The following is a 12,771-nucleotide window of genomic DNA, read 5'->3' as shown; positions in this document are numbered from 1 at the left end:
GTCGTCCGACCGCCCGCGTCCGCCCCTACCTCCCAGCACCCCTCCTAAACGGGAAAAACGGTGACGAAGGACGCGGGTGGGACGATGCCGCCCCTCTGGGACGGGCGTCACAGGCCGAGGACGGTGACCGGGTCGGCGAGGAGGTCCTGGATGACGAGGCCGGCGGCGCCGAGGACGGCGGCGTCCGAGCCGATCTGCGAGACGGCCAGCTCCGGTGTGGCGCGCAGGTGGCCGAGGTGGGCGGTGAGCGTCTCGGCGGCGGGGCCGGACAGCCAGGGGAAGAGCGGGGCGTACACGCCGCCGAGGACGATCCTGCCGGGGTCGAGCAGGTGGACGGCGGAGGTGAGCGCCACGCCGAGCGCGTGCCCGGCCCGGTCGCAGGCGGCCAGCGCCTCGCCGTCACCGGCCTCCAGCCGCGCCACCAACTCGGCCACCCCGGCGGTCCCGCCGCCGGGAAGGCCCGCAGGAACGTCCCCGCGCAGGCCCGCGGGAGGGTCCTCCGCGGGAGGGTCCGCGGGAGCGTCGCCGAGGGCGGTCAGGAGGGCGTCCTGGCCGGCGTAGACCTCCAGGCAGCCACGCCCCCCGCAGCGGCAGGGCGGCCCGTCCGGGACGACGACGACGTGCCCGATCTCCCCCGCCAGCCCGTACGCCCCCCGGAACAGCGACCCGTCGACGACGAGCCCGGCGCCGATGCCGATCTCGCCGGAGACGTAGAGGAAGTCGGCCGCCCCCGAGCCGAACCACAGCTCGCCGAGCGCGGCCAGGTTCGCCTCGTTGTCGATCGTGTACGGCACGTCCGGCAGCCCGGTCACGCGCACGTCCCGCCACCCGAGGTGGGGGGCGTTGCGCAGCAGCCCGCCCTCGACCAGGCCGGGCACGGCGAGCGCCGCGCCGATGACGCGCAGCCCGTCCGCCGCCGCCTCGGCGACGACCTCGTCGGCGAGGCGGCGCAGGGCCTCCAGCGTGTCGCCGGGGTTGGAGTTGCGGTTGTCGGCGGTGCGGGTGCGGCGCAGCCGCACGGCGCGGGTGAGATCGACGACGCAGGCGGCCAGGTAGTCGATGTTGATCTCCAGGCCGAGCGCGGCGACGCGTTCGCCGCTGAGGCTGACGGCGACGCCCGGCCTGCCGCGTTCGCCGCCGCGTACCGCGCCGCGTTCGCTGACGGCGCCGGCCTCCAGCAGGTCGGACACGAGCTTGGACACCGTGGTCTTGGTGAGGCCGGTGCTTTCGGCGAGCGCGGCCCTGCTGAGCGGCCCGGTGCGGTGGATCGCGCCGAGCACGACGGCCATGTTGCGGGCGCGCATGGCATCGTGCCTGACCCCTCTTGACGCCGCCACACCCACCTCCTCAGGATTATGTACAGATTATGGACTAATACCGTGCCGGAGGTAGACATGCCCGCCTACACCCCGACTCCTGAGGACCGGTTCACCTTCGGCCTCTGGACGGTCGGGTGGCAAGCCCGCGACCCGTTCGGCGACGCCACCCGCGCCGCCCTCGACCCGGTCGAGTCCGTGCACCGGCTCGCCGAGCTGGGCGCGTACGGCGTCACCTTCCACGACGACGACCTGCTCGCCGTCGAGCCCGACAGGGACAGGGCCGTCGCGGCCTTCCGCAAGGCGCTCGACGAGACCGGCATGAAGGTGCCGATGGCCACGACGAACCTGTTCACCCATCCCGTCTTCAAGGACGGTGCTTTCACCAGCAACGACCGCGACATCCGCCGGCACGCCATCCGCAAGGTCATGCGCAACCTCGACCTGGCCGCGTCGCTCGGCGCGACGACGTACGTGTGCTGGGGCGGGCGCGAGGGCGCGGAGTCCGACGCCGCCAAGGACGTCACCGCCGCGCTCGAACGCTACAAGGAGGCCCTCGACCTGCTCTGCGGGTACGTCCTGGACAAGGGCTACGACATCCGCTTCGCCATCGAGCCGAAGCCGAACGAGCCGCGCGGCGACATCCTGCTGCCCACGATCGGACACGCTCTGGCGCTCATCGGCGAGCTGGAGCACCCTGAGATGGTGGGGCTCAACCCGGAGGTCGGCCACGAGCAGATGGCGGGGCTCAACTTCGTCCACGGCATCGCCCAGGCGCTCTGGCACGGCAAGCTCTTCCACATCGACCTCAACGGGCAGCACGGCCCGAGGTACGACCAGGACCTGATCTTCGGCCACGGGGATCTGAAGAGCGCGTTCTTCCTGGTGGACCTGCTGGAGAACGGCGGCTACGACGGCCCCCGCCACTTCGACTACAAGCCGCTGCGCACCGAGGACGCCCAGGACGTCTGGGGCTCCGCCGCCGCGAACATGCGAACGTACCTGATCCTGAAGGAGAAGTCGCGCGCCTTCAGGGCCGACCCGGAGGTGCGGGAGGCGCTGCTGGCCTCCCGCGTGGACGAGCTGGCCCAGCCGACGCTCGCGCCCGGCGAGACGCTGGCCGACCTGGCGGACGACGACTTCGACCTCGACGCGGCCGCCGCGCGCGGCTACCACTTCACCCGGCTCAACCAGCTCGCTCTGGAACACCTCATGGGGGTCCGTGGATGATGCAGCCGATCAGCGTCCAGCTCTACACCGTCAGGGAACCGCTGGCGGCCGACCGCGACGGCGTGCTGCGCCGCCTGGCAGCGATCGGCTACCGCGCGGTGGAGCCCTTCGACCCGATGTCCGACCCCAAGGGTTTCCGGCAGGTGGCCGACGACCTGGGCCTGATCGTCCCGAGCACCCACGCGTACGCGCTGCTGGAGCGCGACCCGGCCGAGGTGTTCGACGCGGTCGCCACGATCGGCGCCCAGCTCGTGGTCATCCCTGCGGGCTTCCCGCCGGAGGAGTTCACCACGCCCGACGGGCTCGCCCGCACCGCCGACCGGCTGAACGGCCTGGCGGAGCGGGCCGCGGAGCACGGCGTACGGCTCGGCTACCACAACCACTGGTGGGAGGTCGAGCCGCTGGTGGACGGCAGGCACGCGCTGGAGGCGCTGGCCGGCCTGCTGGCGCCTGAGGTGTTCCTGGAGGTGGACACGTACTGGGCGGCGGTGGGCGGCGCGGACGTGCCCGCGCTGCTGCGCCGCCTGGGCGACCGGGTGCTGGCGCTGCACGTCAAGGACGGCCCGGTGGCCAGGGACGAGCCGCACACGGCGGTGGGCGCGGGCGCCATGCCGGTGCCCGCGGTGCTCGACGCCGCGTCCGGCGCCTGGCGGGTGGTGGAGCTGGACTCGTGCGCGGGCGACGTGTTCGCGGCGCTCGCCGACAGCCACGCCTACCTGACCGGGCTGGAGGGCCGGTGAGCCCGGCGGGGCCGGTGGGGGTCGCGCTCGTCGGGGCGGGCGTCATCAGCGGCCAGTACCTGCGCAACCTCACCGCCTTCCCCGACGTACGGGTGATCGGCGTGGCCGACCTCGACACGGACCGGGCTGCGGCCGTCGCGGGCGAGTTCGGCGTGCCGGTGTCGGGCACGCTGGACGACGTGCTGGCGGTGCCGGAGGTGGAGATCGTCGTCAACCTCACGGTGCCGTCGGCGCACGCCGAGGTGGCGCTGCGGAGCTTACGCGCCGGCAAGCACGTGTACGGCGAGAAGCCGTTCGCGCTGGACCTGGACGAGGCGGCCAAGGTGGCGGCGGAGGCGGACGGCAGGGGCCTGCGGCTCGGCGGCGCGCCCGACACCTTCCTCGGCACCGGGCTGCAGTCGGCGCTGCGGGCCCTGCGGGAGGGCCTGATCGGCGTCCCCGTGGCGGTGACGGCGGCGACGCAGAACCTCGGCCCCGAGTCGTGGCACCCGAACCCGGAGTTCTTCTACCAGCCGGGCGGCGGCCCGCTGTTCGACCTCGGCCCGTACTACCTGACCGCGCTGGTCGCGCTGCTCGGCCCGGCGGCGCGGGTGGCGGCGAGGACGAGGCGGGCGCGCGACCACCGGGTGGTCGGGTCGGGCCCGAAGGCGGGGACGGCGTTCCCGGTGGCGGTCCCGACGCACGTCCACGCGCTGATCGACTTCCCCGGCACGGCCGCGACGACGACGTTCAGCTTCGACTCGGCGGTCAACCGGCGGATGATCGAGATCATCGGCACGGAGGGCGCGCTGTCGCTGCCCGACCCCAACACCTTCGAGGGGCCGCTGCTGGCACGCGGCCCGGCCGACGCCGACTGGCGGGAGCTGCCGGTGGCGGGGACGACGGCGGGACGCGGCATCGGCGTGCTCGACCTGGCGAGGGCGCTGCGCGCGGGCACGCCCCACCGCGCGTCGGGCGAGCTGGCCGCGCACGTGCTCGACCTAATGACGGCCATCACCGCGGCGGGCGAGCGCGGGGAGTTCCTGCCGGTGCGCTCCACGGTCGCGCCCCCGGAGCCGCTCCCGCAGGACTGGGACCCGTACGCGCGCACCCTGTCGTGAGACCCGCCCGCCCCGGTCCCGTGCCGGGGCGGGCGGAACCGGGCGATGTGTTCGCCTGATCTCCGCGGAGCCGCGAGAATGGCGCGATGGCGGAAAGTGCGGAGACCGACTGGGTCTCGAGGTTCGCGGACGAGGTGATCGCCGAGGCGGAGCGACGTTCCCCGGGCAAACCGATCGTCTGCGCCTCGGGCCTGAGCCCGTCGGGGCCGATCCATCTGGGCAACCTGCGCGAGGTCATGACCCCGCACCTGGTGGCCGACGAGATCCGCAGGCGCGGCCACGAGTGCGTCCACCTGCTGTCGTGGGACGACTACGACCGCTTCCGCAGGGTGCCCGCGGGCGTCGACCCGTCGTGGGCCGAGCACATCGGCAAGCCGCTGACGTCGGTGCCCGCGCCGCCCGGAAGCCCTCACCCCAACTGGGCCGAGCACTTCAAGGCGCCCATGACGGCGGCGCTGGCCGAGCTGGGCGTGGTGGTCCACGCCATCAGCCAGACGGAGCAGTACACGTCGGGGGCGTACAGGGAGCAGATCCTGCGGGCGGTGCGCGAGCGGGCCAGGATCGACGCCGTGCTGTCCCGGTACCGCACGAAGCAGGTGGAGGAGTACTTCCCCTACAAGCCGTACTGCGAGCTGTGCGAGCGTGACCTGACGACGGTCACCGCGTACGACGACATGAGCACCGAGCTGGCCTACACCTGCGAGTGCGGCTTCGGCGAGACGGTGCGCCTGGCCGAGCACGACCGCGGCAAGCTGGTGTGGAAGGTCGACTGGCCCATGCGCTGGGCGTACGAGGGGGTCGTGTTCGAGCCGTCCGGGGTCGACCACCACTCGCCGGGTTCGGCGTGGATCGTCGGCGGGGAGGTCGTGGGCGACGTCTTCGGCGGCGAGCGGCCGATCGGGCCCATGTACGCGTTCGTCGGCATCACCGGCATGGCGAAGATGAGCAGCTCGAAGGGCGACGTGCCGACCCCGGCCGACGCGCTGGAGATCATGGAGGCTCCGGTGCTGCGCTGGCTGTACGCCCGCCGCAAGCCCGCGCAGTCGTTCAAGATCGCCTTCGACCAGGAGATCCAGCGGCTCTACGACGAGTGGGACGCGCTCGGCCGCAAGGTCGCCGCCGGGCAGGCGCAGCCGGCGGAGCTGGCGGCGTACCGGCGGGCGGTGTCCACGGCCGAGGGGCCGCTGCCGGTGACGCCGCGCCCGGTGGCGTACCGCACGCTCGCCTCGGTCGTCGACATCACCACCGGCGACCCCGACCAGACGCTGCGCATCCTGCGTGACGTCGACGGCGTCGCCGATCTCGACGAGGCGCGGCCGCGGCTCGACCGCGCGCAGCGCTGGGTCGACACGCAGATGCTCCCCGACCAGCGCACCCGGGTGCGCCGGGAGCCCGACCACGAGCTGCTGGGCTCGCTCGGCGAGACCGAGCGCGAGTCGCTGCGGCTGCTGCTCGACGGCCTCGACGCCCACTGGTCGCTCGACGGCCTGACCACGCTGGTGTACGGCGTGCCGAAGCTCCAGGCGGGGCTCGCCGCCGACGCGCCGGCGACGCCCGAGCTGAAGGCGGCGCAGCGGGCCTTCTTCGCGCTGCTGTACCGGCTGCTGGTGGGGCGCGACACCGGTCCGCGCCTGCCCACGCTGCTTCTGGCGGTCGGCGCCGACCGCGTCCGCGACCTGGTCGGCCCCTGAATGGGCCGTGCGTAATGTTGTACTTGGGCGGGATTTCGGGCTCTTTATCAAGTTGATCGGCGGGCGTCCGTCCGGGGCGGCGGTGCTCGCCCCGGAGGCGTCCGGCGAGATCCTCACCGCTCCGACCAGGCGGTTGTCACCTGGGGTCACATATAACCGTGATCTCTGCAAGGCAGTGTCAAGCGGGTTGCATGCGCTCTAGAGAACTGTGGTCCCATGAACAAGCAGCCCTTCGCCGCGAGCGTCAGCGTCATCGTCCCCGCGATGAACGAGGCCGAGAACCTGCCCCACGTGTTCGCAACGCTGCCCGAATGGATCGACGAAGTGATCCTGGTCGACGGCAACTCGACCGACGACACCGTCGCCGTGGCGCGCGGGCTGCGCCCCGGACTGCGCGTCGTCACCCAGACCCGCCGAGGTAAGGGCAACGCTCTGATCGAGGGTTTCCAGGCGGCGACGGGCGACATCATCGTCATGATCGACGCCGACGGGTCCACCGACGGCCACGAGATCGGCGCGTTCGTGACGGCCCTCATGGAGGGCGCCGACTTCGCCAAGGGCTCCCGTTACGCCCCCGGCGGCGGCTCCGACGACCTGAGCCCCATCAGGTCGCTCGGCAACAAGGTCCTCACGGGCCTGACCAACCTGCTGTACGGCACCCGCTACACCGACCTGTGCTACGGCTACAACGCCTTCTGGGCCAAGCACCTCGACGCCCTCCAGCTCGATTGCGACGGATTCGAGATCGAGACCCTGATGAACGTCCGCGCCGCGCAGGCCGGGCTCGTCATCAGCGAGGTGCCGAGCCACGAGCGCTGCCGGATCCACGGCGAGAGCAACCTGCACGCGGTGCGCGACGGCTGGCGGGTGCTGAAGACGATCGTGCGCGAGCGGGCCCGCGGCACCGCGGCGGCGCCGCAGACCCAGGTGGCGCTCGCCAAGTGACGGGATCCCCTTGTACGTCGGGGGTTTCGCGCATATCGCGGCGGAGCCCGGGCAGGTGAACTGCTCTCCCGACGACAAGGGGTGAGTTGGATGATGTTACTGGGAGTCGTCCTGGTCCTGCTCGCCGCGGGCGCGGCCGCGCTGGTCGCGACCGAGGAGGGTTCCACGTACACGCTGTTCGGCTACACGGTGGTCCTCGACGACCTGGGGATGTTCCTGGCGGGCGCCGCGACGGGCGCGGCGCTGCTGCTGGGGCTGTGGCTGCTGGCGGCAGGCTCCCGCCGCACCGCCAGGCACCGCAGGGAGGTGCGCGCCGCCAGGACGCGCGCCTCGGAGAAGGTGGCCAGGCTGGAGGGCGAGAAGCGCGAGCTGGAGCGGCGGCTCGAACGCGAGCAGGTCCCCGGTGACCGGCTCGTGGCGGGCGGCGACACCGCACCCGACCACGACACGATCACCAGGACCCGGTGACCAGGTGATCAGGAGGCTTCGGCGGCGGCGTGGCGCGGGGGCAGCAGCCTGCCCTCGCGCCACAGCGCGAACCCGGTGACGAGCGCCCCCAGCCCTTCCCAGAGCCCGACGCCGAAGAACTCCCGCGGCGCCGCCCCCGTCACCACGAGGGTGGTGAAGACGGTGAACGTCACCAGCCTGAACGGCACCGTCCACCGGAAGAACGGCGTGTAGTCCGCGGAGGCCGCGAACACGTAGTACACCCCCATGTTGACCGCCGCCATCGACGAGGCGGCCATGTAGACGAGCGTGTAGTCGCCCGGGGGACGCTCCTGGACCACCTCGAAGCCCAGCATGGTCAGCAGCACGCCCGGCGCCATCAGGCCGACCAGGCCGAGCACGAAGGCGAGGACGCCGAAGACGGCCATCGTCCAGCCGGAGAAGGACCGCGGGAGACGCAGGAGACGCGGCAGAGGCACAGAAATCCTTCCAAAGGGGGGTGTAATCTGCGAGGCGCTCTCATCATGCACCCGGAGGTCGCATGCCCCCCACGCGTGGCCGTCCCATAGCGCTGAAACTCCTCATCCTGCTGTCCGTGCCGCTGCTGTCGCTCGTGGGGCTCTGGGTGTACGCCGCCGGCCTGACCGCTGGCGGCGGGCTGCGGCTGCTGGAGATCGACGACCTGGCGAAGAACTTCGCCAACCCGTCCGAGCAGGTCAACATCGACCTGCAGCAGGAGCGGCTGTCCTCCGTGGAGCTCCTCCTCACCGGCGAGGGCGCCGCCGCGCTCGCCGGGCAGCGCGGCGCGACCGACAGGTCCGTCGCGCTCTTCCTCGACCGGGCCAGGCGCCAGCGCGGCATCTCGCCGGAGATGAAAGCCCAGCTCGACGTCCTCGTCGACCGGCTCAGCCGGCTCCGCGACATCCGCGCCCAGGTGGACGGCGGCAAGGCCGCGCCGCTCGACGTCATCGACGCCTACAACCAGATCGTCGACGCCTCCTTCCGCATGTACGACGCCATGGTGCTCGTGCCCGACATGGCCCTGTACCGCCACGCCAAGGCGGTGACCATGCTCGGCGAGGCCAAGGAGATCGTCTCCAGGGAACGCGCCGTGATCGCCATGGTGCTGGACGAGGGCAGGGTCGAGCCCGAGGTGCGCGAGGCGTTCGGCGGGATGGTCGCCACCAGGCGGCTGCTGTTCTCCCGGGCCCTCTCACAGCTCGACCGGGAGGCCAGGGCCCCGTTCGACAAGGTCACCGCCTCCCCCGCGTACAAGGAGTTCACGGCCACCGAGGACGCGATCAGGCGGCAGGCCGCCGCCACCGGGCTCCCCGCCGCCGCGGCCACCTGGCCGGTGGACGGTCAGAACGTGTGGCGGTCGCTCGAACGCGCCCAGGCCAAGGCCGTGAAGGAGACGATCGACCGGGTCACCCCGACCGCCGTCGGCATCCTCGTCAAGGTCGGCGTGGCGGGCGGCTTCGGCCTGCTCGCCGTCGTCGCGTCGCTGCTGCTGTCGTTCCGCTTCCGGGGGCGCCTCGTCCGCGAGCTGGCCGGGCTGCGCGACGCCGCCACCGAACTGGCCGAGGTACGCCTGCCGAACCTGGTCAAACGCCTGCGCACCAACACCAGGCCGCCGACGCCCGAGGAGGTGTCGCCGCTGGAGGTGGCGACGGAGACCGCCGAGGTCGCCGACATCGTCCAGGCGTTCAACAGCGTGCAGTCCACCGCCGTGCAGGCGGCGCTCACCCAGGCCAGGCTCAGGCAGGGCGTCAACCAGGTGTTCGTCAACCTGGCCAGGCGCAACCAGTCGCTGCTCCACCGCCAGCTCCTCCAGCTCGACGGCATGGAGCGGGCCACCGAGGAGCCCGACATCCTGGCCGACCTGTTCAAGCTCGACCACCTCACCACCCGCATGCGCCGCCACGCCGAGAGCCTGATCATCCTGTCGGACCAGACCCCGGCGCGCGGCTGGCGCAACCCGGTGCCCATCCTCGACGTGCTGCGCGCCGCCGTCGCCGAGGTGGAGGAGTACGAGCGGGTGGAGGTGCTCCAGCCGCCGCAGGCGGCGCTGGTCGGCTCGGCCGTCACCGACGTCGCCCACCTGCTGGCCGAGCTCGTCGAGAACGCCACCCTCTTCTCCCCGCCCAGGACCAGGGTGGACGTACGCAGCGAGACCACCCCGCACGGCCTGGCCGTCGAGATCGAGGACCGCGGGCTCGGCCTGCCCCGGGCCGAACTGGACGAGCTCAACGAGCGCCTGGAGCAGACGCCGGAGTTCGACCTCGCGCAGAGCGACCGGCTCGGCCTGTTCGTGGTGGCCAGGCTCGCCGCCAGGCACGGCATCAAGGTGGCCCTGCTGCCCTCGCCGTACGGCGGGCTGACGGCGCGGGTGAACCTGCCGTCAACCCTCCTGGCCGACCAGCCCGTGCTGAGCGGGCGGTAGGTCGGCGGGCGGCAGGTACGCCATCCCGCCCGACTCCCTGGCGGCCGCCGCCGCGAGCAGCCGCCGGTGGGCGTGGGCGGGCAGCAGCACGGCGGCCTCGTCCAGGGTGTGGAAGCCGTAGCCGTCGAGCTCCTCGACCTGGAGCGTGATCGCCGTGTCGGACGGGATCTCGCCGCAGTCGAACAGGAAGTGGACCACCGGGTAGGGCGTGGCCTTGAGGTCGTGCACCCAGCTCACCGTGAGCAGTCTGCCGACCTCCAGGTCCAGGCCCACCTCCTCGGCGACCTCCCTGGCGCACGCCTGCGCGGGGTGCTCGCCCGCGTCGATGATGCCGCCGGGGAACGCCCAGTGGTCGCGGTAGTTGGGCTTGACGAGCAGCGCGCGGCCCCGCTCGTCGGTGATGTACGCCGCAGCCCCCGTGATGACACGGTTGACCGTGGCCCAGAAGTCATCCATCGCATCCACGGTAACGCCAGGCGCGGCTCACAGCCGGACGAACGGCTCGCTGAAATGGGCGGTGGCGAGGACCGCGTGCTCGGCCCTGAGCCCCGACAGCACGTCGGCCCTGGTGCGGGCCGCGGCCTCCTGGTCGCCGTCGTAGACGTAGCGGACGGCGGGGTCGTCGAGCTGCACGGGGTGCAGGACGAGGTCGCCGGTCACGGCCAGCTCTCCGGCCCTGACGATCTGGTGCCCGGGCGTGTGGCCGGGCGCGAGGTGGACGCGTACGCCGGGCGCCACCTCGGCGTCGCCCTCGACGAGGTGCACCTGGCCCTTGATGGGCGTGAGCACCTGCTCCAGCATCGGGCCCCTGGCGGCGTCGAACTCGGCCTGCTGGAGCACGTACCTGGCGTTCTCGAACACGGGACGGCCGTCGCTCACCGCCCCGCTCGCGTGGTCGCTGTGCAGGTGGGTGAGGACGACCGTGCCGATCTCGGCGGGCGACACGCCCGCCGCGGCCAGCTCACCGAGCAGCGTGCCCGGCACCGGCGCCCAGCTCGACGCCGGCGAGTCGGCGGCCCCGATGCCGGTGTCGACCAGGGTGAGCCGGCCCGCCCGGTCGCGCAGGAGGTAGCAGTGGAAGTGCAGGACCCACGGCTCGTCGTCGCGGAGCGCGGCTCCAGGGAACATCTCCGCGAGCGGGAGGCGGATCGAGGGGCCCATGGGGCCCACCGCGTCGCACAGCGGCGTCACCTCGACGCCGCTCACGATGGCCGGCTGGTGTGGCATACCGCCAGACTAGGCGGCGACGCGCGGACGCGGAACGTACTCGTTCTCGAGGTCGGCGGCGTAGACGGCGCGGCGGCAGTGCGCGCAGCGGTACATGATCGGGCCTTCGTCGAGCTCGTGCTCGCACCGCGGGCAACGGGTGCTGGTCTTCATGGTGTCCCCCAAGGAGTGCTGCTGCTGTGGCTCTATGGAACCCTCACCGAGTTGCAGGGACCCTGCACGCCGCTTGTCATGGCCTGACGGCCGTGCTTCCTGCCTGAACGGTGTCGAGAAGAACATTGTTACGACAGGGGGGTGCCGATCGCCGGGCAAGACACGAGAATGCCCCGGGAATAGCTCAAGAGGGCTAGGCGTTGAGTGGACAAGACCGTGTGGTACCGTGCCACCAGGCGTCGAGCTTCAGCTCCGCCGATCTTCCCGAGTCCCGCCCCACTGGGGCCCCGGCTCTCCTCTCTTCTCACCGCCCGCCGATCCACTTCGGCGCGCTCTCCCCCAGAAGGGGTGCGTCATGCCTGTTCACACCATTCCTCAACAGCGCTCGGACGCGCCCGTCCACCAGGTCAGCGGCCTGCTGGACGTGCGTGACTCCTCCGCGTTCATCCGGGCGGGACACCTGCCCGGCCCCGGCGACGCCCGGCTGCCGGCCGACCGGGCCGCACGGCTCGGGCTGCGGCCCGGCGACCACGTCGTCGCCGCCTTCGCGGGCGGCAGGCTCGCCGCCGTCGAGTCCGTCAACGGCTCCGCCGACTGGCGGGACCGCCCGCGCTTCGCCGACCTCGTGCCCGTGCACCCGCACGAACGGCTGCGCGTCGAGACCGAGTCGCTCAGCACCCGCGTGATCGACATGTTCACGCCCATCGGCAAGGGACAGCGCGGCCTCATCGTCGCCCCGCCCAAGGCCGGCAAGACGATGGTCCTCCAGGCGCTGGCCGCCGGCATCACCCGCAACCACCCCGAGGTGCACCTCATGGTCGTCCTCGTGGGCGAGCGTCCTGAAGAGGTCACCGACATGCGTGCGAGGGTGCGCGGCGAGGTCTTCAGCTCCACCTTCGACCATCCCGACCGCGACCACACCGCCGTCGCCGAACTCGCCGTCGAACGCGCCAAGCGCCTCGCCGAGTCGGGACGCGACGTGGTGATCCTGCTCGACTCCCTGACCCGGCTCGGCCGGGCGTACAACAACCTCGCGCCCGGCGGCGGCCGGGTGCTGAGCGGCGGCATCGACGCCGCCGCGCTCTACCCGCCCAAGCGCCTGTTCGGCGCCGCCCGCGCCCTGGAGGGCGCCGGCTCCATCACGATCCTCGCCACCGCGCTGGTCGACACCGGCTCCCGCATGGACGACAACCTGTACGAGGAGTTCAAGAGCACCGGCAACATGGAGGTGCACCTGACGCGCGAGCTGGCGGAACGCCGCGTCTACCCGGCGGTCGACCTCGGCGCGTCCGGCACCCGGCGCGAGGAGATGCTGCTCCACCCCGAAGAGCGGCAGGCGATCTGGCTGCTGCGCCGCAGCCTCGGCGCGCTGGAGCGGCACCAGGGCATGGAGGCGCTGGTCGGCAGGCTGCGCTCCACGTCCTCCAACGCCGCGTTCCTGCTGGAGGCGGCGCGCGTCTGACCCGGTACGGCCCGGGG

General features: G+C 72.5%; 13 protein-coding genes. 8 read left to right on the top strand and 5 right to left on the bottom strand.

What is annotated here, in order from left to right; all coding sequences use genetic code 11:
• Positions 1–107: 107 nt before the first annotated feature.
• Positions 108–1,304, bottom strand: a complete 1,197-nt coding sequence (locus BMX74_RS12885) for an ROK family transcriptional regulator (RefSeq protein ID WP_091100420.1) — start codon at positions 1,302–1,304, stop codon at positions 108–110.
• Positions 1,305–1,394: 90 nt separating this feature from the next.
• On the opposite strand from BMX74_RS12885, the gene xylA reads away from it, so the two are divergent.
• The 6 genes from xylA to BMX74_RS12855 all read left to right on the top strand — a co-directional run bounded on the left by xylA (position 1,395) and on the right by BMX74_RS12855 (position 7,490).
• Positions 1,395–2,546 (top strand): xylose isomerase, encoded by a 1,152-nt coding sequence (gene xylA, locus BMX74_RS12880; protein WP_091100418.1) that lies wholly within the window; start codon positions 1,395–1,397, stop codon positions 2,544–2,546.
• On the top strand, positions 2,543–3,286 hold the full coding sequence (locus BMX74_RS12875) for a sugar phosphate isomerase/epimerase family protein (RefSeq protein WP_091100415.1): 744 nt from the start codon (positions 2,543–2,545) through the stop codon (positions 3,284–3,286). The genes xylA and BMX74_RS12875 overlap by 4 nt, the downstream gene beginning before the upstream one ends.
• Positions 3,283–4,386, top strand: coding sequence for a Gfo/Idh/MocA family protein (locus BMX74_RS12870; RefSeq protein ID WP_218153947.1), 1,104 nt, complete (start codon positions 3,283–3,285; stop codon positions 4,384–4,386). Before BMX74_RS12875 ends, BMX74_RS12870 begins: the two co-directional genes overlap by 4 nt.
• A gap of 86 nt (positions 4,387–4,472) precedes the next feature.
• A complete protein-coding gene (gene lysS, locus BMX74_RS12865) occupies positions 4,473–6,077 on the top strand; it encodes a lysine--tRNA ligase (protein WP_091100412.1) in 1,605 nt (534 codons plus the stop codon).
• 216 nt (positions 6,078–6,293) lie between these two features.
• Positions 6,294–7,022, top strand: a complete 729-nt coding sequence (locus BMX74_RS12860) for a glycosyltransferase family 2 protein (protein ID WP_055504496.1) — start codon at positions 6,294–6,296, stop codon at positions 7,020–7,022.
• Between the two features lie 90 nt (positions 7,023–7,112).
• A complete protein-coding gene (locus BMX74_RS12855) occupies positions 7,113–7,490 on the top strand; it encodes a hypothetical protein (protein WP_091100409.1) in 378 nt (125 codons plus the stop codon).
• Between the two features lie 8 nt (positions 7,491–7,498).
• On the opposite strand, the gene BMX74_RS12850 is transcribed toward BMX74_RS12855, so the two are convergent.
• On the bottom strand, positions 7,499–7,948 hold the full coding sequence (locus tag BMX74_RS12850) for a hypothetical protein (RefSeq protein WP_256256924.1): 450 nt from the start codon (positions 7,946–7,948) through the stop codon (positions 7,499–7,501).
• A gap of 62 nt (positions 7,949–8,010) precedes the next feature.
• Here BMX74_RS12850 and BMX74_RS12845 point away from each other — a divergent pair, with 62 nt between their 5' ends.
• A complete protein-coding gene (locus tag BMX74_RS12845) occupies positions 8,011–9,912 on the top strand; it encodes a sensor histidine kinase (RefSeq protein ID WP_055504494.1) in 1,902 nt (633 codons plus the stop codon).
• On the opposite strand, the gene BMX74_RS12840 is transcribed toward BMX74_RS12845, so the two are convergent.
• The 3 genes from BMX74_RS12840 to BMX74_RS44025 are packed head-to-tail and all read right to left on the bottom strand — an operon-like array spanning position 9,871 to position 11,292.
• Positions 9,871–10,368, bottom strand: a complete 498-nt coding sequence (locus BMX74_RS12840) for an NUDIX domain-containing protein (protein WP_091100406.1) — start codon at positions 10,366–10,368, stop codon at positions 9,871–9,873. The two genes, BMX74_RS12845 and BMX74_RS12840, sit on opposite strands and share 42 nt — an antisense overlap.
• A gap of 27 nt (positions 10,369–10,395) precedes the next feature.
• Positions 10,396–11,139, bottom strand: a complete 744-nt coding sequence (locus BMX74_RS12835; RefSeq protein ID WP_063792147.1) for an MBL fold metallo-hydrolase — start codon at positions 11,137–11,139, stop codon at positions 10,396–10,398.
• Between the two features lie 9 nt (positions 11,140–11,148).
• The gene (locus tag BMX74_RS44025) at positions 11,149–11,292 is read right to left on the bottom strand and encodes a hypothetical protein (RefSeq protein WP_176573406.1); all 144 of its coding nucleotides are present in this window, start codon (positions 11,290–11,292) and stop codon (positions 11,149–11,151) included.
• A 355-nt stretch (positions 11,293–11,647) separates the two neighbouring features.
• On the opposite strand from BMX74_RS44025, the gene rho reads away from it, so the two are divergent.
• Positions 11,648–12,754, top strand: a complete 1,107-nt coding sequence (rho, locus tag BMX74_RS12830) for a transcription termination factor Rho (RefSeq protein WP_055504492.1) — start codon at positions 11,648–11,650, stop codon at positions 12,752–12,754.
• Positions 12,755–12,771: the final 17 nt, after the last annotated feature.

This window comes from Nonomuraea pusilla (genome assembly GCF_900109355.1).
Lineage (GTDB): Bacteria > Actinomycetota > Actinomycetes > Streptosporangiales > Streptosporangiaceae > Nonomuraea > Nonomuraea pusilla.
This window is presented reverse-complemented; position numbering and strand designations above follow the sequence as displayed.

Coding starts and splice junctions, on each gene's coding strand:
- BMX74_RS12860 (WP_055504496.1), top strand. CDS start 6,294: ATGAACAAGCAGCCCTTCGCCGCGAGCGTCAGCGTCATCGTCCCCGCG.
- BMX74_RS12835 (WP_063792147.1), bottom strand. CDS start 11,139: ATGCCACACCAGCCGGCCATCGTGAGCGGCGTCGAGGTGACGCCGCTG.
- BMX74_RS12845 (WP_055504494.1), top strand. CDS start 8,011: ATGCCCCCCACGCGTGGCCGTCCCATAGCGCTGAAACTCCTCATCCTG.
- BMX74_RS12840 (WP_091100406.1), bottom strand. CDS start 10,368: ATGGATGACTTCTGGGCCACGGTCAACCGTGTCATCACGGGGGCTGCG.
- BMX74_RS44025 (WP_176573406.1), bottom strand. CDS start 11,292: ATGAAGACCAGCACCCGTTGCCCGCGGTGCGAGCACGAGCTCGACGAA.
- rho (WP_055504492.1), top strand. CDS start 11,648: ATGCCTGTTCACACCATTCCTCAACAGCGCTCGGACGCGCCCGTCCAC.
- BMX74_RS12855 (WP_091100409.1), top strand. CDS start 7,113: ATGATGTTACTGGGAGTCGTCCTGGTCCTGCTCGCCGCGGGCGCGGCC.
- lysS (WP_091100412.1), top strand. CDS start 4,473: ATGGCGGAAAGTGCGGAGACCGACTGGGTCTCGAGGTTCGCGGACGAG.
- xylA (WP_091100418.1), top strand. CDS start 1,395: ATGCCCGCCTACACCCCGACTCCTGAGGACCGGTTCACCTTCGGCCTC.
- BMX74_RS12875 (WP_091100415.1), top strand. CDS start 2,543: ATGATGCAGCCGATCAGCGTCCAGCTCTACACCGTCAGGGAACCGCTG.
- BMX74_RS12885 (WP_091100420.1), bottom strand. CDS start 1,304: ATGCGCGCCCGCAACATGGCCGTCGTGCTCGGCGCGATCCACCGCACC.